The 20718-nt window shown below is 55.5% G+C and carries 13 protein-coding genes; 6 read left to right on the forward strand and 7 right to left on the reverse strand.

Annotated elements, in window-relative coordinates; genetic code table 11:
* Position 1 precedes the first annotated feature (1 nt).
* The 4 genes from DD606_RS00910 (at position 2) to DD606_RS00925 (ending at position 4686) form a co-directional block, all read left to right on the forward strand.
* On the forward strand, positions 2-2419 hold the full coding sequence (locus tag DD606_RS00910; protein WP_129258075.1) for a fimbrial biogenesis outer membrane usher protein: 2418 nt from the start codon (positions 2-4) through the stop codon (positions 2417-2419).
* The gene (locus tag DD606_RS00915; protein WP_023323797.1) at positions 2416-2982 is read left to right on the forward strand and encodes an outer membrane protein; all 567 of its coding nucleotides are present in this window, start codon (positions 2416-2418) and stop codon (positions 2980-2982) included. Before DD606_RS00910 ends, DD606_RS00915 begins: the two co-directional genes overlap by 4 nt.
* Before the next feature lie 168 nt (positions 2983-3150).
* Positions 3151-3816 carry a DUF1120 domain-containing protein gene (locus tag DD606_RS00920; protein ID WP_023323796.1) on the forward strand — a complete coding sequence of 222 codons (666 nt, stop codon included), beginning with the start codon at positions 3151-3153 and terminating at the stop codon, positions 3814-3816.
* A gap of 231 nt (positions 3817-4047) precedes the next feature.
* Complete coding sequence (locus DD606_RS00925) at positions 4048-4686, forward strand: DUF1120 domain-containing protein (RefSeq protein ID WP_254208990.1); 639 nt, start codon at positions 4048-4050, stop codon at positions 4684-4686.
* A gap of 56 nt (positions 4687-4742) precedes the next feature.
* Here the strand turns inward: DD606_RS00925 and gltD are convergent, their stop codons facing one another.
* Both gltD and gltB read right to left on the reverse strand, forming a co-directional pair.
* Complete coding sequence (gltD, locus tag DD606_RS00930; protein WP_017382721.1) at positions 4743-6161, reverse strand: glutamate synthase subunit GltD; 1419 nt, start codon at positions 6159-6161, stop codon at positions 4743-4745.
* Between the two features lie 9 nt (positions 6162-6170).
* The gene (gltB, locus tag DD606_RS00935) at positions 6171-10631 is read right to left on the reverse strand and encodes a glutamate synthase large subunit (RefSeq protein ID WP_058663167.1); all 4461 of its coding nucleotides are present in this window, start codon (positions 10629-10631) and stop codon (positions 6171-6173) included.
* A 687-nt stretch (positions 10632-11318) separates the two neighbouring features.
* Between gltB and DD606_RS00940 the strand changes: the two genes are divergently transcribed.
* Positions 11319-12260, forward strand: a complete 942-nt coding sequence (locus tag DD606_RS00940) for a TIGR01212 family radical SAM protein (protein ID WP_114078569.1) — start codon at positions 11319-11321, stop codon at positions 12258-12260.
* Here DD606_RS00940 and DD606_RS00945 read toward each other — a convergent pair.
* Positions 12240-13742, reverse strand: coding sequence for a helicase HerA-like C-terminal domain-containing protein (locus DD606_RS00945; protein WP_023323792.1), 1503 nt, complete (start codon positions 13740-13742; stop codon positions 12240-12242). The genes DD606_RS00940 and DD606_RS00945 overlap by 21 nt on opposite strands.
* A gap of 137 nt (positions 13743-13879) precedes the next feature.
* On the opposite strand from DD606_RS00945, the gene DD606_RS00950 reads away from it, so the two are divergent.
* Entirely contained in the window at positions 13880-15526 is a 1647-nt protein-coding gene (locus tag DD606_RS00950; RefSeq protein WP_129258077.1) for a dihydroxyacetone kinase subunit DhaK, read from the forward strand.
* Between the two features lie 147 nt (positions 15527-15673).
* Here DD606_RS00950 and DD606_RS00955 read toward each other — a convergent pair whose 3' ends face one another.
* The 4 genes from DD606_RS00955 to holC all read right to left on the reverse strand — a co-directional run bounded on the left by DD606_RS00955 (position 15674) and on the right by holC (position 20702).
* The gene (locus DD606_RS00955; RefSeq protein WP_003861889.1) at positions 15674-16693 is read right to left on the reverse strand and encodes an NAD(P)-dependent alcohol dehydrogenase; all 1020 of its coding nucleotides are present in this window, start codon (positions 16691-16693) and stop codon (positions 15674-15676) included.
* An 83-nt stretch (positions 16694-16776) separates the two neighbouring features.
* The gene (locus DD606_RS00960) at positions 16777-17280 is read right to left on the reverse strand and encodes a GNAT family N-acetyltransferase (RefSeq protein ID WP_003861887.1); all 504 of its coding nucleotides are present in this window, start codon (positions 17278-17280) and stop codon (positions 16777-16779) included.
* 123 nt (positions 17281-17403) lie between these two features.
* The gene (locus DD606_RS00965; RefSeq protein WP_116290902.1) at positions 17404-20259 is read right to left on the reverse strand and encodes a valine--tRNA ligase; all 2856 of its coding nucleotides are present in this window, start codon (positions 20257-20259) and stop codon (positions 17404-17406) included.
* The gene (holC, locus tag DD606_RS00970) at positions 20259-20702 is read right to left on the reverse strand and encodes a DNA polymerase III subunit chi (RefSeq protein ID WP_003861884.1); all 444 of its coding nucleotides are present in this window, start codon (positions 20700-20702) and stop codon (positions 20259-20261) included. Before holC ends, DD606_RS00965 begins: the two co-directional genes overlap by 1 nt.
* Between the last annotated feature and the right edge of the window lie 16 nt (positions 20703-20718).

Raw genomic sequence — 20718 nt, forward strand, 5'->3', positions numbered from 1 at the left:
TATGACGGTGTGTAAAAAAAGCCGCCTTGCACTTTGTGTCCGCGCTATTCTTTGCGGCACATTACCTCTGGTAGTCCTCGCGTCACCCTCTTTGTATGCGAGGGAAGTGACGTTTGATACGGGCATTATTCAGTCACGTGGATTAAGCCCCGATTTAAACCATTACTTTGCACAAGCGCCACGATTCTTACCCGGCACACACTCTGTACAGGTTAAAGTGAATGGGAAAGATCGTGGTACGGCCGCTGCACGTTTTAATGAAGACGGCGAGCTCTGTATTGATAAAGATTTTCTGGATTTTGCCGGGATTATGCCTGTCCCGCTCAAGGCTGGCGAAGCGTGCCATGATATCCGCAGCGATTATGCGCAGGCGGTTGTCAACGCATTACCAAACCAGGACGCGGTAGAGCTTTATTTACCCCAGGAGGCAATTAACAGTTTAACCTCCAATATTAAACACTTTCAGCAAGGTGGCACGGCGGGGTTACTGAACTACTCATTATTCAGTACCCGTAACGAATATGGCGACAGCGATAACAGCCGCTATTCGCAGGCTAGCCTGGAGGCTGGCTTTAATACGATGGACTGGTCTGTGCGCAGCCGCTATATCCTGACGGATGATGATGGCGATAAAAATGCGGAAAGCATTTACACCTACGCGGAGCATGTATTTGTTCCCCAGCGCCTGACCATGCAGGTGGGTGAAATTAACGCCATGTCCGGTGTATTAAGCGGCGTGCCGATTACGGGGGTGCAGCTCATGCCCACCAACGGCCTGGAAAGGGACGGGACTGGCGTAAGCGTATCGGGTATCGCCCGTTCCTCGCAGGCGCGCGTTGAGGTGCGCCAGAGTGGTCGTCTCGTCTACAGTACGTTAGTGCCGGCGGGTCCGTTTACCCTGGACGATGTGCCAGTTGTCAGAAATAACGTCGATCTCGACGTGACTGTCGTGGAATCAGATGGCTCTTCAAGCCACTTCATTGTGCCTGCTTCCGCAGTCAGAACCCGCAAGCTGGGGCGTCCGCAGGGATTGACCATGTCTGTGGGCCAGGTACGGAGTATTGACAGCGATTATAGCGATCCGCTGGTCGTGAACGTCTCTGACGGCTGGCGTATCACACCATGGATGAACGTACTGGCATCCGGCGCAGTGGCAGAAAAGTATCAGGCTGCGGGCGGCAGCGCGGAGTTTATGCTCTCTGATATATGGGGCATCACGACTACCGCTGCGGCAAGTAAAGAGCAGTTTGGCGACAGTAATAGCGGGCTCAAAACCGAGCTGCAAAGCGATTTAACGCTGGGTGAACACGTGAGCCTTTCCGCCAGCGCAACGCATTTTAGCAGCGGTTACCGCGAGCTTGCCGATGCGCTGGATGATGAATTTCAGCCTAATGATAATACTTACAGCGGCAACGTAAGTTTTGCGACAGGGATTGCGGGTACGTTTAGCGCAGGGTTTAACTACAACCAGAGCGCAAACTACGAGGACAGCCGCTACCTGCTGCTGTCGTGGGGTAAAACCTTTAAATATGCCAGCATCACCGTGAACTGGCAGAGCGCCGTCGGAAATACTGATGACGAGCAGGATGACGATATGCTCTACGTCAACCTGAGCATTCCACTCGGCGGCTCGCAAAGCCTGAGCAGCTATATGCGCAAGCAGGGTGACAGAACCACCTATGGTGTCGCGAACAGCGGCGCCATTGGCGATAACACCAATTATTATATCTCTGCGGATCGTGATAACGATGAGAATGAGAATAGCTTTAACGGCAATATCAACACTAACCTGCACTATACCCAGTTGAGCGTTGGTGGGGGCAGCAGCGGTAGTAACCAGCGCAACTATAGCGCAACGCTGACGGGCGGTATCGCAATGCATAAAGATGGCGTGACCTTCTCGCCGTACGCTATTAAAGATACGTTCGCCATCGCTAAGCTGAACGAGCCGAAGAGTGGCGTAGAGATTTCAACGCCGCAGGGCACCATCTGGACCGATCATTGGGGACAGGCTGTGGTACCGGGGCTGAATGAGTGGCGTAACTCCCGTATTGAAATTGATGCCAATAAACTTCCGCCAAGCATGACGCTGGCGAACGGCATTAAATACGTTGCGGCAGGGCATGCTTCCGTCAGTGAAGTCAGCTTTAAAATTCTGAATAGCCGTCGCGTGATGCTGCGGGTGAAGAGAGCGGATGGTACACCACTGGCGAAGGGGTTATCCATTGTTGATGAGAAGGGCAATTATATCGTCACCAGCGTGGATGACGGCCATGTGTTTATCAATGATGCCGATCAGCTGAAAGGGCTGTATGCCATGGATGACAATAACAATCGGCTTTGTCAGATTCACTATACCTTAAGTGATAAAAAAGATGACGAAGCGTTCTATGAGGAAGTAAACGGAGTATGCCAATGAAGACTCAGCGCGTAATCAAAGTAGCGACGTTTCTGGCGTTTTGTTTACCCGGTTTGACGCTTGCCGAAGATTGTCAGATCACGCTTTCTCAGCCCATTGTAGATTATAAACAGCTCAAGCGTGACGATATTGTTACGTCTCAGCAAAGCTGGCATAAATTGCCGGAACGGGAAGTTACCGTGAATGTGTTTTGTCCAGACAAACAGAAGCTGGCAGTGCTTTTACAGGGTAATGCTGGAGAGAAAGGTCGCTTCCGTTTTGGTCAGAATGGCGGTGTCGCAGTTAAAATTGATGATATGAATGTTGATGGCAAAAGCTATACCGTGGGTAAAACGGTTGATCAGCTTAACTTTACGCCGGAAAGCGGGTCGCCTTCGCCATTCTATTTAAGAAATAATGAAGCCGTCGTCGCGGTTGAAAATAACCAGGCCGTTACGGGCCAGCAGATGACATTTACAGCTACGATATTCCCTGTGCTTAATGAAAGTGCATTCAGTAATAATGCCGATCAAACAACGCTGGAAAGCGATTTAAGCTGGAAAATATTGCAAAATAATCCATAGGCAATGTGGTGATGATATCGTAATAACGTTATCTTTAAGCGTTGCAGGATTGTTTTATCACGAATGGTACGCCATTCAATTAGTAAGTGCGGAATATACAACCCATTCTTTACATGAATAAAAGATTGGGTTGGGTTTCCGTGAATCAATAATGTTAAGGATTAACAAATGAAAAAAGTTCTTCTCGCTACCGCGTTGTCTCTTTGTGTCGCTTCCGCATTTGCTGCTGATACCGCAGTATTGCAGGTAAAAGGTAAGCTGACAAATGCCGCTTGTACTCCTCAGTTAAGTAACGGCGGTGTCGTAGATTATGGCACTATCCATTTGGGTGAGCTCTCTGCAACAGCTGTTAACCAGTTAGGTGACAAAGATATTAACCTGACGATTACATGCGGTGCGCCTACTCAGGTTGGTTGGGTTGTGAATGACGATCGCGAGTCAAGTAAGGCTGGTATTAATGTCGATTTCAACGGCACAATGCAAAACATTTCTTACTATCAGTATGGCGTAGGTAAAACCACAGGTGGTGTGAATATTGGTAACTATATGCTTTTCATCAAAAATAAGAAAGTCACCATTGATGGGCAAGAGGGCGACGAAATTTTTTCAAACGTCGACTGGAATGGCTCTAAATGGGAATCAGGCGGTGCGGTTCGCAGCGACGGTATCTCCATTATCAGTGCCGCAACCACAGGCACAACGACCCCTGTTGCATTTACCACTGCGGTTTTCCCACTGGTTACCTCTCTGGCTATTCAGGGGACCGATACGCTGGCGATTACTGACGATACATCTTTAGATGGTCAGGCAACAATTACCCTGAAATACCTTTAAGTTATTTGGGTATTAATATCCCGCTCTGTCGTTGTGTAAGGCTATATTAGCATTTACGCTTACAGCGGATTATTTAGGTTTGAATATGTAGAGGGAGTAACTTCCCTCTTTGTTTAGAAAATTCTGTTTTTAATAGCGAGAGTAGCCCACTTTATTAAAAGCAGAAAGAACATTTACATTAACGTTAAGAATTAACAAATGAAAAATGTTGTATTGGCTTCTATGCTTGTCATGTTTGTATCTTCTGCCTTTGCCGCAGACACCGCCGTACTGAAAGTCACAGGCGTTCTGACAAATAGCAGTTGCATCCCTGAAATCAGCGGCGGTGGCGTGGTAGATTACGGTACGATCCACCTGTCAGCCCTGAACACCACTGCTATTAACCAGCTGGGCCAGAAAGATTTCTCTCTTTCTATTACCTGCCCTGCGCTGACCAAAGCGGGCTTTAGCGTTTCTGACGACCGTACTGGTACTGCGCCAAACATTATGGTTAAAGATGGTGCGGGTAACGGTAACGATATTATTCAGCCGCTCAATATGTTTGGTCTGAATAAGACCGCAGGAAACGTTAACATCGGTAACTACACCATTTTCGTGAAAAACGACACGATTACTGCTGATGGTGCCACTGTTGGGGCGATCTACAGCGCAGACAACGGCACCAGCTGGTCTGATAACGGCACACTGATGGTTAATGACGGTAGCCAGATTGTATCCGTTGCTACAGTTGGCAGCACCGCGCCAGTTGCGTTTAAAAACCTGGTCATTCCGATGGCGGTTTCTGCTGCGATTCAGGATACCAATACGCTGGCTATTACTGATGATACCAACATGGATGGTCAGGCAACGTTTACCATCAAGTATCTGTAATATTCAGAAACTGGCAGAATATAAAAATAATGCCCGGCATTGCCGGGCATTATTATTTACACTTCGAGGAAGTTCATGATCCCATCAGCCGCTTTACGGCCTTCGGCAATCGCCGTGACCACCAGGTCAGAGCCACGAACGATGTCGCCACCGGCGAAGATTTTAGGGTTGCTGGTCTGGAACGCGTTGTCGCTGCCTTCTGGCGCAATGATGCGGCCCTGAGAGTCCAGCTCTACGCTGTGCTTCGCCAGCCACTCCATGCTGTGAGGACGGAAACCAAACGCCATCACCACGGCATCAGCCGGGATCACGTGTTCAGAACCGGCCACGATCTCCGCGCGACGACGGCCTTTCGCATCTGGCGCACCCATCTCCGTGCGCGCCATCTTCACGCCGCTCACTTTACCGTTGGCATTCACTTCAATACCCAGAGGCTGAATGTTGAACTGGAACTCGACGCCCTCTTCACGCGCGTTTTTCACTTCGCGTTTAGAACCCGGCATGTTCTCTTCGTCACGACGGTAGGCACAGATGACATGCGCCGCATTCTGACGAATGGAGGTACGCACGCAGTCCATCGCGGTATCACCGCCGCCCAGCACCACCACGCGTTTGCCTTCCATACTGACGAACGGCTCATCGGCGGTCTCGCCGTAGCCCATTAGCTGTTTGGTATTCGCAATCAGGAACGGCAGCGCGTCGTACACGCCTGGCGCATCTTCGTTCTCCAGACCACCGCGCATGGACTGATAGGTTCCCACGCCCAGGAACACGGCGTCGTAATCCTTCAGCAGGTCGTCGAGCTGTACGTCGCGGCCTACTTCGGTGTTGAGTTTGAACTCAATGCCCATGCCGGTGAAGATTTCGCGGCGGCGGGTCATGACCTCTTTCTCCAGCTTGAAGGCCGGGATACCGAAGGTCAGCAGGCCGCCAATCTCTGGGTGGCGATCGAAGACCACCGCCTTCACGCCGTTACGGGTCAGCACGTCCGCACAGGCCAGGCCTGCCGGGCCCGCGCCGATAATCGCCACGCGCTTGTCGGTTTGACGCACACCGGTCATATCCGGACGCCAGCCCATCTCGAACGCTTTATCGTTGATATAGCGTTCGATGTTGCCGATGGTCACCGCGCCAAACTCGTCGTTCAGCGTACAGGAGCCTTCACACAGACGATCCTGAGGGCACACGCGGCCGCACACTTCCGGCAGGGTGTTGGTCTGATGAGACAGCTCGGCGGCTTCAAAAATACGCCCTTCGTTGGCCAGCTTCAGCCAGTTCGGGATGTAGTTATGGACCGGACACTTCCATTCGCAGTAAGGGTTACCGCAGGACAGGCAGCGGTCTGCCTGTGCTTTGGCCTGGCCTTCTGAAAACGGCTCATAGATTTCAACAAATTCAATTTTACGGATCTTCAGCGGTTTCTTTGGCGGATCAACACGCTGAAGGTCGATAAACTGGTAAACGTTCTGGCTCATCTGAATTCCTTACTGCGCCTGCACGCGCAGCTCTGCTGCGCTACGACTACGGTGACCCAACAGGGCTTTAACATCGCTGGACTTCGGCTTAACCAGCGCGAATTTCGCAGAGAACGCCGGCCAGTTGGCCAGGATCTCTTCGCCGCGCGAAGAACCGGTATGCTGCACGTGTTCGGTAATTAAGCCGCGCAGGTGTTCTTCGTGGATGGCCAGAGTATCAACGTCCAGCACTTCCACCAGCTCAGGGTTCACGCGTTTGCGGAACTCACCGTCTTCATCCAGGACGTAGGCAAAACCGCCCGTCATGCCCGCGCCAAAGTTCACGCCGGTTTTACCCAGGACGCACACAATTCCGCCCGTCATGTATTCACAGCCGTTATCGCCGATGCCTTCCACCACGGTGATGGCGCCGGAGTTACGCACCGCAAAACGCTCGCCCGCACGGCCCGCGGCAAACAGACGACCGCCGGTTGCACCGTACAGACAGGTATTGCCGATGATGCTTGCTTCATGGCTGCGGAAGGCTGAACCAACCGGAGGACGCACCGCCAGCAGACCGCCCGCCATGCCTTTTCCGACGTAGTCGTTGGCATCACCGGTCAGGTATAACTCAACGCCACCCGCGTTCCACACGCCGAAGCTCTGACCCGCGGTACCGCTGAAATGCGCGGTAATCGGATCCGACGCCAGCCCCTGGTCACCGTGCGTTTGCGCGATGTAACCGGAGAGAGACGCACCCACGGAACGATCGGTGTTGCGGATATCAAACCAGAACGTTTTGCTCTGCTTCTCGTCCACGTACGGCCTCGCCTGTTGCAGCAGCTGCGCGTTCAGCACGCCGTTGTCGAACGGCGGGTTGTTCTCGGTACAGTAAACCGCTTTGCCAGGATGCGGCTGAGCGGTTTCCAGCAGCTTGGACAGCTCCAGCTTCTGCTGCTTGGCCGTGAAGCCCTCAAGCTCTTTCAGCAGGTCGGTACGGCCAATCAGATCCACCAGACGCTTCACGCCCAGCTGCGCCATCAGCTCGCGGGTTTCACGGGCGATGAAGTCAAAGTAGTTAGTCACTTTGAACGGCAGGCCGTGATAGTGGTTCTTACGCAGCTTTTCGTCCTGGGTAGCAACACCCGTTGCACAGTTGTTCAGGTGGCAAATACGCAGGTATTTACAGCCGAGCGCAACCATTGGGCCGGTACCAAAGCCGAAGCTTTCCGCTCCCAGAATCGCCGCTTTGATGATGTCGAGGCCGGTTTTCAGCCCACCGTCCACCTGCAAACGGATCTTGTGACGCAGGCCGTTAGCGACCAGCGCCTGCTGGGTTTCCACCAGGCCGAGCTCCCACGGACAGCCCGCATATTTCACGGAGGAGAGCGGGCTTGCGCCGGTGCCGCCGTCGTAACCGGCGATGGTGATCAGATCCGCATAGGCTTTCGCCACGCCGGTGGCAATGGTGCCAACGCCCGGTTCGGAAACCAGCTTCACGGAGATCATCGCTTTCGGGTTGACCTGTTTCAGGTCGAAAATCAGCTGCGCCAGATCCTCGATAGAGTAAATATCGTGGTGCGGCGGCGGGGAGATCAGCGTCACGCCTGGTACCGAGTAGCGAAGCTTAGCGATGTACGGGGTGACTTTATCACCCGGCAGTTGACCGCCTTCACCCGGTTTTGCCCCCTGAGCGACCTTAATCTGGATCACGTCGGCGTTAACCAGGTACGCAGGCGTTACGCCAAAGCGACCGGACGCCACCTGCTTGATACGGGACACTTTGTTGGTGCCGTAGCGGGCCGGATCTTCACCGCCTTCGCCGGAGTTGGAGTTGCCGCCGATGCTGTTCATGGCTTCCGCCAGCGCTTCGTGGGCTTCCGGGCTCAGCGCCCCGATGGACATCGCCGCAGTATCGAAGCGTTTGAACAGCTCAGACGCGGGTTCAACCTCGTCAATGCTGACCGCTTCCTCACCCGGATTGAGGGCAATGAGATCGCGCAGCGTCGCCGCGGGACGGTTGTTCACCAGCTCAGCATACTGCTGATAATCGCTGTACTCGCCGCTCTGCACCGCCTGTTGCAGCGTGCGCACTACGTCCGGGTTATAAGCGTGATACTCACCCCCGTGGACATATTTCAGCAGGCCGCCCTGTTCCAGCGGCTTACGTGCCAGCCAGGCGCGTTTCGACAGGTTCACCAGATCCTGCTGGAAGTCAGCAAAACCGGCGCCACCGATACGGCTGACCACGCCCTGGAAGCAGAGGTTGGCGACCTCGTTATGCAGGCCGACCGCTTCAAATAGCTTCGAGCAGCGGTAAGAGGCGATGGTCGAGATGCCCATTTTGGACATGATCTTGTACAGACCTTTGTTGATGCCGTTACGGTAGTTCAGCATCACAGCACGGTAGTCTTTGTCGATCGCGCGGGTATCTACCAGGCGTGCCAGCGTTTCGTAGGCCAGGTACGGATAAATCGCCGTAGCGCCAAAGCCTAACAGCACCGCAAAGTGGTGCGGGTCGCGCGCGCTCGCGGTTTCAACGATGATGTTGGCATCGCAGCGCAGGCTCTTGTCCACCAGACGCGTCTGGATAGCCCCCACCGCCATGGGGGCAGGCACCGGCAGACGGTTTTTCGCGATGTTGCGGTCAGACAGCACCAGCAGAACGGTGCCGTTACGTACCATCTGCTCGGCTTTGTCGCACAGCGCGTTCACCGTCTCTTCGAGGCTCGTTTCGGTCACGTCGAAGGTGATATCGAGCGTGTCGGCGCGATAGTGCTCCTCGGTCATGGTGGTGAGCTGTTTGAAATCGGAGTACAACAGGATCGGTGATTTAAAGGTCAGACGGTGCGCCTGGCCTTCGGCTTCACAGAATACGTTCATCTCACGGCCGATGCTGGTGGCCAGCGACATGACGTGGGCTTCGCGCAGCGGGTCTATTGGCGGGTTAGTGACCTGCGCAAACTGCTGACGGAAATAGTCGTAAATAATGCGTGGCTGGCTGGAAAGCACGGCAAACGGGGTATCGTCACCCATTGAGCCGACCGCTTCCTGGCCGTTTTCGCCGAGCACGCGAATAACCGAGTCCAGTTCTTCCGCGCTGTAGTTAAACTGCTTCTGGAAGCTCGCGAGGGTGTCATCGTCCAGCTCGCGGCTGCCCACTTCTTCGTCCGACAGATCTTCAAACGGCACCAGACGACGCACGTTTTTCTCCATCCACTCTTTGTACGGATGGCGGCTCTTCAGATCGTTGTCGGTTTCGGCGGAATGCAGAATACGCCCACCGCGGGTGTCGATCACCATCAGCTCGCCCGGACCGACGCGGCCTTTTTCGACCACTTCGTCAGGCTGGTAATCCCAGATGCCGACTTCAGAGGCGCAGGTGATGAGCTTGTCTTTGGTGATAACGTAGCGCGCCGGACGCAGACCGTTACGGTCCAGGTTACAGGCGGCAAAACGACCGTCGGACATCACGATGCCCGCCGGGCCGTCCCACGGCTCCATGTGCATGGAGTTAAAGTCGAAGAACGCGCGCAGCTCAGGGTCCATATCCGGGTTGTTCTGCCAGGCCGGTGGCACGAGCAGACGCATGGCGCGCACGATATCCATCCCGCCCGCCAGCAGCAGCTCCAGCATATTATCCATGGAGCTGGAGTCCGAGCCGGTTTCGTTGACGAACGGTGCGGCATCGTGCAGGTCCGGGATCAGCGGGGTCTGGAACTTATAGGTACGGGCGCGGGCCCACTGGCGGTTGCCGGTAATGGTGTTGATCTCACCGTTGTGCGCCAGGTAGCGGAACGGCTGAGCCAGCGGCCAGCGTGGAACGGTGTTGGTGGAGAAGCGCTGGTGGAACAGGCAAATGGCCGATTCCAGACGCAGATCCGCCAGGTCCAGATAGAAGCGCGGCAGGTCAGCCGGCATACACAGACCTTTATAGATGTTCACCAGGTTAGAGAGGCTACAGACGTAGAACTCTTTATCGTCCTGAAGACGTTTTTCAATGCGGCGGCGTGCGATAAACAGACGGCGTTCCATATCACGCGGACGCCAGCCCGCAGGCGCGTTGACGAAAATCTGTTCAATACGAGGCAGCGAGGAGAGGGCGATTTCACCGAGCACCCCTTCGTTGGTTGGCACATCGCGCCAGCCGACAATCGACAGGGTTTCACGCTGAAGTTCTTCTTCAACGATGCGGCGTGACGCGGCAGCTTTTTCTGGATCCTGATTCAGGAACAGCATACCGACAGCGTAGTTTTTGGCTAAACGCCAGCCGCGCTCTTCCGCCACGATGCGGAAGAAACGATCCGGTTTTTGCAGCAGCAGACCGCAACCGTCGCCGGTTTTACCATCGGCAAGGATGGCGCCACGGTGCTGCATACGGGCCAGTGCGTGAATAGCAGTACGCACTACCTTGTGGCTAGGTTCGCCTTCTATGTGGGCGATCAGGCCGAAACCACAGTTATCCTTCTCAAGGGATTTATCGTACAACATATCAGTGAACCTCCCCAGGCTCGTCGGGCTTCCCACTGAACTTTACCGTGGCGCACAGGCGCAGAAAGAGCATGGCGACGGGGTTAGCGTTTCATACGCGGACCTCGCATTCGCCCTCTTTTTCATCCTTTTGCGCAGGTAAACAAGTTTGAGGACTTGCTTCAGAGGGAATCTCAATTACTGCATAAATATGATGAGCAGGCCGCTCATCCAGAAAGCTTCCAGCGGATTTCCAACTTATCGGGAATTGGTACACAGGTCAAATGGCAATCTTATTTATACAAAAATGTGCTAAAGCGTGATTATCTAATTGTTTTTATTGTGTATTTGACTATTTTTACAACCGCTTAAAGCACCGGGCAGGTGCAGGGGAGTGTGATCTGACTCACTATATGAAAGCGGTATTATCGATGCAGCGTGCTGAAATGCAGATTTATAGCAGAATATTAATCTGGTGTTGCATTCAATGCCGCATAAAATCACTGTTTTTCAGTCCTGGCGCTATAAATGAAAAAAACCATCAGAACATAAGGAAAAGTAATTACGTTCAGGGTGAATGAAATGTCGGTAATCGTGATTATTTATTCAAATAGATAAAAGCCGTCCAGGGCGATTGATCCAGGTCATCGCCGACAGAGGCTAAAAATGGCAGGCTTGTCCCCTTTCTTCGGGACGGTCTATCAGATTATGCAGTTACAGAAATTAGTCAATATGTTTGGTGGGGATCTTTTGCAGCGCTACGGACAAAAGGTTCACAAACTGACGCTGCACGGCGGCTTTAGCTGCCCGAACCGCGATGGCACCATCGGGCGTGGTGGCTGCACCTTCTGTAACGTGGCCTCGTTTGCTGACGAGGCCCAGCAGCATAAATCTATCGCTGAACAGCTCGCCCATCAGGCGAGTCTGGTGAACCGCGCGAAGCAGTATCTGGCCTATTTCCAGGCCTATACCAGCACGTGGGCGGAGGTGCAGGTGCTGCGCTCGATGTATCAGCAGGCGGTTGCTCAAGCGAACATTGTCGGGCTGTGCGTGGGGACGCGTCCGGACTGCGTGCCGGACGCCGTGCTGGATTTACTTAGCGAGTACAAAGAGAAGGGCTACGAGATCTGGCTGGAGCTGGGCTTGCAGACCGCGCATGACAAAACCCTGCACCGTATCAATCGCGGGCATGATTTCGCCTGCTATCAGCGCACCACGCGTCTCGCCCGCGAGCGTGGATTAAAAGTCTGCTCGCATCTGATTGTCGGCTTGCCGGGAGAAGGGCAGCAGCACGGGCTGGAAACGCTGGAAAAAGTCGTTGAGACCGGCGTGGATGGCATTAAGCTGCATCCGCTGCATATCGTGAAGGGCAGCATAATGGCGAAAGCCTGGGAAGCGGGGCGGTTATGTGGTATCGAACTCGACGACTATACGGTGACTGCGGGGGAAATGATTCGCCATACGCCGCCGGAGATTGTTTACCACCGCATCTCGGCAAGCGCCCGCCGTCCAACGCTTCTGGCACCGCTATGGTGTGAGAACCGCTGGACGGGGATGCTGGAAATCAACCGCTATCTACAGGAGAACGGCGTACAGGGGTCGGCGCTTGGCCGCCCGTGGGTTCCCACGCTACCGGCGACGGCCGCCTAGCAGACTTCCCAGCATGCCGCGTACTATCTGGTTGGTAATCTGACGCGTCGCGCTTTTTGCCATGGTCTGAACCACGCCATCGCGTTTGCCGCCGCGTGGCCCGGTGCTGCCGAACAGAATATCTTTCAGCCCGCCGAGAATGCCGTCGTCCACGGCAACAGATTGCCCTTTTGCGGCAGGCGCATCCTGCGATTCGGCAGTCGCCTGCACCCCTTTTTGCAGCATCTCGAACGCCGATTCGCGATCCACCTCGTCTTCATACTTTCCGTACACCGGGGAGTGGTTAATCAGGCTGTTGCGTTCATCGTCCGTTACCGGACCCATGCGCGAGCAGGGCGCAATCACCATCGCGCGCTCGACAACTGTCGGGCTGCCTTTTGCATCGAGGAACGAAATCAGCGCTTCACCGGTGCCCAGCGCCTGAATGGCGGTTTCGGTATCAAAGGCCGGATTGACACGCATGGTTTGCGCCGCGGCTTTCACCGCTTTCTGATCTTTCGGCGTAAAGGCGCGCAGGGCGTGCTGCACGCGGTTACCCAACTGCCCCAGTACGTTGTCCGGAATATCCGACGGGTTTTGCGACACAAACCAGACCCCGACGCCTTTGGAGCGGATCAGGCGGATAACCTGTTCAATTTTATCCAGCAGCACCTGCGGCGCGTCGTTAAACAACAGATGCGCTTCGTCAAAGAAGAACACCAGTTTGGGTTTTTCCAGATCGCCTGCTTCCGGCAGTTGTTCGTACAGTTCAGAGAGCATCCACAGCAGGCTGGCGGCGTAAAGCTTCGGCATCTGGTAGAGCTTCTCTGCGCTCAGAATGTTGATGATGCCTTTGCCGCTGCTGTCGGTACGCATCCAGTCTTTGATATCCAGCATTGGCTCGCCGAAGAAGTGTTCGGCGCCCTGTTGCTCCAGCGTCAGGAGCCCGCGCTGAATGGCGCCCACTGAGGCGCTGCTAATATTGCCGTACTGGTTCTGGAAGGATTTGGCGTTATCGCCAATGTACTGCGTGATGGCGCGCAGATCTTTGAAGTCGAGCAGCAGTAGCCCCTGATCGTCGGCGATACGGAAGATAATGTTCAGTACCCCGGACTGCACGTCGTTGAGGTTAAGCAGACGAGCCAGCAGCAGCGGGCCGAGGTCGGAGACGGTGGCACGCACCGGATGCCCTTTTTCGCCGAAGATATCCCAGACCACCACCGGATTACCGTGCGGCGTCCAGTCCGTGATACCGATATTTTTCAGGCGCTCAAGCAGTTTTTCTGACGCTGCACCTTCCTGAGCCACCCCAGTTAAATCGCCCTTCACGTCAGCCATAAAAACCGGCACGCCAGTCTCTGACAACGACTCAGCCAGCTTTTGCAGGGTAACGGTTTTTCCCGTCCCGGTCGCGCCGGTGATCAGGCCATGACGGTTCGCCATCGCGGGCAGTAAAAACAGCTCTTTTTCCAGCGTCCTGGCGATTAACAATGGTGTACTCATGATGCACGTCCTCTCGTAGTCCTGGGTGGAGTATAGGCAACCTGACGGCAAAATGTCTGCGTAAATTCCTCACTTTGCGGCGCATTATCCAGTGCGGACTATGCTTTTGCATACGGTAAACAAAATTTTGGGAAACTATGTCCAGATTCTTTTTTAACGACCGCAAACAGCTTGTCAACGATGCCATTGAAGGCATACTTCTCTCCGCGCCGCACGGTAATCTCGTCAAACTGGATATCGATCCGGCCATCCGCGTGGTGGCTCGCGGCGACTGGGATAAAAGTCGCGTGGCGGTGATCTCCGGTGGCGGCTCCGGCCATGAACCGGCACATGCCGGGTTCGTCGGCAAAGGCATGCTTACCGCAGCGGTGTGTGGCGATCTGTTCGCCTCCCCAAGCGTGGATGCGGTCCTCAATGCCATTGTGGCGGTGACGGGCGACCGTGGCTGCCTGCTGATTGTGAAAAACTACACCGGCGACCGGCTTAACTTTGGCCTGGCGGCGGAAAAAGCCAAACGCTACGGCCTTAAGGTCGAGATGGTTATCGTGGCGGATGATATCGCCCTGCCGGATAACAAGCAGCCGCGTGGTATCGCGGGAACGGCGCTGGTGCATAAAATTGCGGGATATGCGGCAGAGCAGGGGAAATCGCTAAACGACGTGCGGGATATTGCGAAACAGGCCTGCGATAACCTCTGGAGCCTGGGCGTGGCGATGCAAACGTGCAACCTGCCGGGCAGCGATGATGAAGGGGGGCGCATTAAACAAGGCCATGTCGAGCTGGGTTTGGGCATTCACGGCGAGCCGGGAGCTTCCGTCGTGGATACGCAAAACAGCAAAGCCATTATCGACACGCTGGTGACGCCGTTACGCGCGCAGGCGGGGGAAGGGCGTTTTGCGGTGCTGATTAACAATCTTGGTGGCGTATCGGCGTTGGAGATGGCGCTGCTGACCAAAGAGCTGGCGCACTCGGCGCTGAAAGAGAACATTGCGTATCTGATTGGCCCGGCGCCGCTGGTGAGTGCGCTGGATATGAAAGGCTTTTCGTTAACGCTGCTAAAGCTCAACGATTTCTTCGAGAAGGCGATTCACGCCGAGGTCGAGACGCTGGGCTGGCAGAAGCCCGTGGCGTTCGCGCCCCTGCGTACCGTCCCACATAGCGCCCTTCATGATCGCGTGGAATATGCCCCGTCGGACAATACGGAGGTGAGCGAGGCCGTCGCCTCGGTAACGAAAACATTGATTCAGCTGGAAAACCGCCTTAACGCGCTGGATGCCAAAGTAGGCGATGGCGACACGGGCTCCACTTTTGCGCAAGGGGCGCGGGATATTGCGCAGCGACTTGAGGAGAACAACCTGCCCCTTAACGACGTGCCGACATTACTCCTGCTGGTAGGCGAGCGGCTGGCAACGGTGATGGGCGGATCGAGTGGGGTGTTGATGTCGATCTTCTTCACGGCGGCAGGACAAAAGCTTCACGATGGACAGCCGCTACCTGAAGCCTTGCTGAGCGGACTTGCGCAGATGAAGCAGTATGGCGGCGCGGATCTCGGCGATCGTACGCTGATCGATGCGCTGCAACCGGCGCTGGAGGCGTTACAGAAAGGCAATATTCAGGCGGCAGCGCAGGCCGCGCAGCAGGGCGCCGAAGCAACGGCAAAAATGGCGAAAGCCGGCGCGGGACGCTCGTCGTATGTGAATAAAGAGAATCTGGACGGGGTGATGGATCCGGGGGCAGTCGCGGTGGCGGAAGTTTTTAAGACCATGGTAGATGCAAAACGGTAACAACCGTTACCGTTTTTAGTGTTTGCGCCCTCTCCCTGTGAGCTGAGGGATCCCCACAAAATAATGCCTGCACAGACGGCCCCCTCTCCCTTGAGGGAGAGGGTTGGGGTGAGGGCATCAGGCCGCACATTCCCCGGCAATGTCACATCAAAAATCCGCTTTCAACACCACGCGGTAGCGGGCTTTGCCGTCGCGCACGTGCTGGATCGCTTCGTTGATTTTTGACATCGGGTACAGCTCGGTGGTGGGTGCCACTTTTGTGCGTCCGGCAAACTTCATCAGCTTGCGCAGCTCGTACGGTGTACCGGTCGCGGAGCCTGACACGCTGCGATCCCCGCCGATCAGGGTAAACGCCGGAACCGGCAGCGGCTTCATCACCGCACCCACGGTGTGGAAGTTACCGCCGTAGGCCAGCGCTTCAAAGTACGGCTGCCAGTCGAGATCGACGTTTACCGTGTTGATGATCAGGTCAAACTGGCCTGCCAGGGCGGTGAGCGCCTGCGGGTCGCGACTGTTCACCACTTTATCCGCACCCATGGCCAGCACTTCCTGCTCTTTCGCCGGGTTAGAGCTGAACGCCGTGACTTCACAGCCCATCGCGTGCAGCAGCTTGATGGCAATATGCCCCAGCCCGCCAATACCGATCACGCCCACGCGGCTGGTGGCGGTGATGTGATGCATCAGCAGGGGCTTAAAGACGGTGATGCCGCCACACAGCAGCGGACCGGCGGATTCGATATCAATGCTGTCCGGCAGCGGGATAACCCATTGCCAGTCGGCGCGCAGCTTATCGGCGAAACCGCCCTTGTTAAGGATGGTCGGCGTTGCGCCCTCAAGGCAGTTGATCTGGTTGCCGCTTATACAGGCATCGCAGTGACCGCAGCTGCGTGCCGTCCAGCCGATACCCACGCGCTGGCCCACTTTCAGCCCTTTGTCCTGCGCGGCGCTGCCGAGCGCCACGACGCGGCCAATGACTTCGTGCCCGGCAACCAGCGGATAGCTGGAAAAGCCCCATTCATTGTCGATCATCGAGAGATCCGAGTGGCAGATCCCGCAGTAATCAACCTGTACTTCGACGTCTTCCGCTTTTAGTTCGCCCGCATCGTACTCGTACAGCTCAAGTTCTGCACCCGCCTGCGGTGCGGCGTAGCTTTTTATCTTCGACATCGCGTTTCCCCTGTTTTGGTGTGAACTGTGAGTGTAGAGCATTCAGTTTACAGACGCTTAACAGAAGACGGCAGGAACGAAACTTACAGACTTTTCAGCATCCTGACTTCGCAGTCCACGTGGCCCGTGCAGCCCAGTGGCGCATCGATATGCTCAAAGCCCAGATGCTCATACAGGCCAATGGCCTCTTTAAGGAAAGCGGTGGTTTCGAGGTAGCAACGTTTAAAGCCCTGTGAGCGTGCATGTTCCAGGGCGACCAGCGCCAGCTTTTTCGCCAGGCCTTGTCCGCGTATCGTTGGCAGGAAATACATTTTCTGAAGTTCACAGATATCCGGCTCGCTGCAAAGCAGTGGGGCAATGCCGCCGCCGCCCACGACCTGGCCGTCCTGTTCAATGACCCAGTAGGCATGACCCGGCTGGCTGTACAGCTGAAAAAGTTCGTCCAGATTGGGGTCGGCCACGGTGTAGCCTTTGTCGGCGGTCAGGCCATATTCGGCAGAAACCGTGCGGATAACGGCGGCGATAGCCGGGTTGTCCTGCTCAGTGATCCGACGCATTGTCGTCGCGACGGGGGTAATCACGCTCATAGCATTACTCATGACAAAAATTGACACACAACTGCTGTTAATAGCACCGCAGAAAGGGGAGTGCAAGCGAGGAGTTTTCAGGAAGGATACCCCTTACGCCCTGAAGCGTAAGGGGTAAAAGCATTACAGGGCTGCGATAACCGCCTGCTGCTCGATCAGTTTGGTCTTCGCATCGGCGAAGGCAACCAGACGCTCACGCTCTTTGGCGATGACCGCTTCCGGCGCGCGGGCCACAAAGCCCTCGTTCGCCAGTTTGCTTTCGATTTTGCCAATTTCCACGTCGACTTTCGCCACTTCTTTCGCCAGACGCGCCAGCTCCGCGTCTTTGTCGATCAGGCCCGCCATCGGGATCAGCAGCTCCGCGCCGTCGATGATTTTGGTCACGGAAACCGGACCTTTGTCATCGGCAGGCAGCACGGTGATGCTTTCCAGACGCGCCATGGTTTTCAGGAATGTGTTGTTCTCGGTGACGCGACGAACGGCAGCTTCGCTGCAACCGCGCAGCAGCAGCTCCAGTGGTTTACCCGGAGAGATGTTCATTTCCGCGCGGATGTTACGTACCGCAACGATCGCCTGTTTCAGCCACTCGGTATCCGCAGACGCGGCTTCATCCACTTTCGCGGCATCGAATGCCGGGAACGGCTGGAGCATGATGGTATCGGCATTAATACCGGCAATCACCTTCACGCGCTGCCAGATGGTTTCGGTGATGAATGGAATGATCGGGTGCGCAAGGCGCAGCAGACCTTCCAGAACGGTAATCAACGTATTACGCGTGCCGCGCAGTTCCGCTTCAGAACCACCGTTCATGACCGGCTTCGCCAGCTCCAGGTACCAGTCGCAGAACTGGTTCCAGGTGAATTCGTACAGGATGCCTGCCGCGATGTCGAAGCGGTAGCTGTCCAGCGCGTCGCGGAATGCTTTAACCGTCTGGTTAAATTCCGCCAGGATCCAGCGGTCTGCCAGAGACAGGGTCATTTCGCCGCCGTTAAAGCCGCAATCCTGATCTTCGGTGTTCATCAGCACGAAGCGGCTGGCGTTCCACAGCTTGTTACAGAAGTTACGGTAACCTTCCAGACGCTTCATATCCCAGTTGATGTCACGGCCGGTGGAGGCCAGCGCCGCCAGGGTGAAGCGCAGGGCGTCGGTACCGTGAGATTCGATCCCGTTCGGGAACTGCTTCTCGGTACGCTTGCGGATTTTCTCCGCCAGCTGCGGCTGCATCATATTGCCGGTACGTTTTTCCAGCAGCTCTTCCAGAGAGATACCGTCTACCATATCCAGCGGGTCGATAACGTTACCCTTGGATTTGGACATCTTCTGGCCTTCGTCGTCGCGGATCAGGCCGGTCATGTAAACGGTATGGAACGGAACCTGCGGCTTGCCGTCTTCGTCTTTGATGAAGTGCATGGTCATCATGATCATGCGGGCGATCCAGAAGAAGATGATGTCGAAGCCGGAGACCATCACGCTGGTTGGGTGGAACTGACGCAGCGCGTCGGTGTTTTCCGGCCAGCCGAGGGTAGAGAAGGTCCAGAGCGCGGAGGAGAACCAGGTATCCAGCACGTCTTCATCCTGGCGCAGGGCAATGTCAGCGCCCAGGTTGTTTTCCTGACGCACTTCCTCTTCGGTGCGGCCAACGTAGACATTGCCTTCGTTGTCGTACCACGCCGGGATACGGTGACCCCACCACAGCTGACGGGAAATACACCAGTCCTGAATATCGCGCATCCAGGAGAAGTACATGTTTTCGTACTGCTTCGGCACGAACTGAATGCTGCCGTTCTCAACCGCTTCCACAGCCGGTTTCGCCAGCACGTCGGCACGCACGTACCACTGGTCGGTCAGCATTGGCTCGATAACTACGCCGCCACGGTCGCCGTACGGCACGGTCAGATCGTGAGGCTTAATCTCTTCCAGCAGGCCGAGCGCGTCAACGGCGGCTACGATGGCTTTACGCGCGGCAAAGCGCTCCAGCTTCTGGAACTCAGCCGGGATGTCGCTGGAATAAACGTCGGACTCGTTGCCTTTGGTGTCATACACTTCTGCGCTTTCGCGGATATCGCCGTCGAAGGTCAGAATGTTGATCATCGGAAGTTGATGACGACGACCGACTTCATAGTCGTTGAAGTCATGCGCTGGGGTGATTTTCACGCAGCCGGTGCCTTTTTCCATGTCGGCGTGTTCGTCGCCCACAATCGGAATACGGCGGTTCACCAGCGGCAGCACCACGAATTTGCCGATCAAATCTTTATAACGCGGATCTTCCGGGTTAACGGCCACGCCGGTATCGCCCAGCAGGGTTTCCGGACGGGTGGTCGCCACCACCAGATAATCTTTGCCGTCTGCGGTTTTTGCACCGTCTGCCAGCGGATAGCGGATGTGCCACATGGAGCCTTTAGACTCGCGGTTTTCCACTTCCAGGTCAGAGATGGCGGTACGCAGTTTCGGGTCCCAGTTGACCAGGCGTTTGCCGCGGTAAATCAGGTCTTCTTTGTACAGACGGACGAAGACTTCTTTCACGGCGTTGGACAGGCCTTCGTCCATGGTGAAGCGCTCGCGCTCCCAGTCCACGGAGTTGCCGAGGCGGCGCATCTGACGGGTAATGGTGCCGCCGGATTCTGCCTTCCACTGCCAGATTTTGTCGATGAACGCGTCGCGACCGTAGTCGTGGCGGGTTTTACCCTCTTCAGCGGCAATTTTACGCTCAACCACCATCTGGGTCGCGATACCCGCGTGGTCAGTCCCCGCCTGCCACAGGGTGTTTTTGCCCTGCATGCGCTGGTAGCGGATCATGGTGTCCATGATGGTCTGCTGGAAAGCATGCCCCATATGCAAACTGCCGGTGACGTTCGGCGGCGGGATCATGATGCAGAAGGACTCTTTGCTTTCGTCGCCGTTAGGCTTGAAATAGCCCTGCTGTTCCCAGTGCTCGTAAAGCGGCTGTTCGATATCGCGTGGGTTATATGTCTTTTCCATTATTTCCAGGTTGCCGTATTCAGGTTAAAACCGGCCAGGCGGTACGCTTTGTAGCGTTCGCGCGCCAGTTGTTTCAAAGATTCTTCGTAAGGGACAAAGTCTACCACTTCTGTGAAAGCGGTGGCAAAATCTGCAAAGTCTGTCCGCAGGCTAATGAGAATGTCGCGCGCGCTGCTGTTGCGTTTTTGCGGCCAGGCAATCTCCACCGGTGCCCCGCCGCGTGGACCTTCGCCCGACAGGTTATGCGGAACAAAACTCTCCGGCGGGCGCGCCCATAGCGCTTCATCCAGGCGAATCGCTTGCTGCTCATCTTCACAGGCAATCAGGACGCGTTTACCTGCGCGCCAACGTTCTGCGGCAATTTCACACACCAGCTGTTCAACGGCGCTGAGGCCATCCTGATGGGTGTCATTGTCCAGAAGGTAGAACGTTGCATTCTTCATATATGGGGTTTCTTGT

The organism is Enterobacter cloacae complex sp. GF14B (genome assembly GCF_004136805.1).
Classification (GTDB): Bacteria; Pseudomonadota; Gammaproteobacteria; order Enterobacterales; family Enterobacteriaceae; genus Enterobacter; species Enterobacter hormaechei_C.

Coding starts and splice junctions, on each gene's coding strand:
- holC (WP_003861884.1), bottom strand. CDS start 20,702: ATGAAGAATGCAACGTTCTACCTTCTGGACAATGACACCCATCAGGAT.
- DD606_RS00945 (WP_023323792.1), bottom strand. CDS start 13,742: ATGAGTACACCATTGTTAATCGCCAGGACGCTGGAAAAAGAGCTGTTT.
- DD606_RS00960 (WP_003861887.1), bottom strand. CDS start 17,280: ATGAGCGTGATTACCCCCGTCGCGACGACAATGCGTCGGATCACTGAG.
- DD606_RS00920 (WP_023323796.1), top strand. CDS start 3,151: ATGAAAAAAGTTCTTCTCGCTACCGCGTTGTCTCTTTGTGTCGCTTCC.
- gltB (WP_058663167.1), bottom strand. CDS start 10,631: ATGTTGTACGATAAATCCCTTGAGAAGGATAACTGTGGTTTCGGCCTG.
- DD606_RS00950 (WP_129258077.1), top strand. CDS start 13,880: ATGTCCAGATTCTTTTTTAACGACCGCAAACAGCTTGTCAACGATGCC.
- DD606_RS00940 (WP_114078569.1), top strand. CDS start 11,319: ATGCAGTTACAGAAATTAGTCAATATGTTTGGTGGGGATCTTTTGCAG.
- gltD (WP_017382721.1), bottom strand. CDS start 6,161: ATGAGCCAGAACGTTTACCAGTTTATCGACCTTCAGCGTGTTGATCCG.
- DD606_RS00915 (WP_023323797.1), top strand. CDS start 2,416: ATGAAGACTCAGCGCGTAATCAAAGTAGCGACGTTTCTGGCGTTTTGT.
- DD606_RS00925 (WP_254208990.1), top strand. CDS start 4,048: ATGTTTGTATCTTCTGCCTTTGCCGCAGACACCGCCGTACTGAAAGTC.
- DD606_RS00955 (WP_003861889.1), bottom strand. CDS start 16,693: ATGTCGAAGATAAAAAGCTACGCCGCACCGCAGGCGGGTGCAGAACTT.
- DD606_RS00910 (WP_129258075.1), top strand. CDS start 2: ATGACGGTGTGTAAAAAAAGCCGCCTTGCACTTTGTGTCCGCGCTATT.
- DD606_RS00965 (WP_116290902.1), bottom strand. CDS start 20,259: ATGGAAAAGACATATAACCCACGCGATATCGAACAGCCGCTTTACGAG.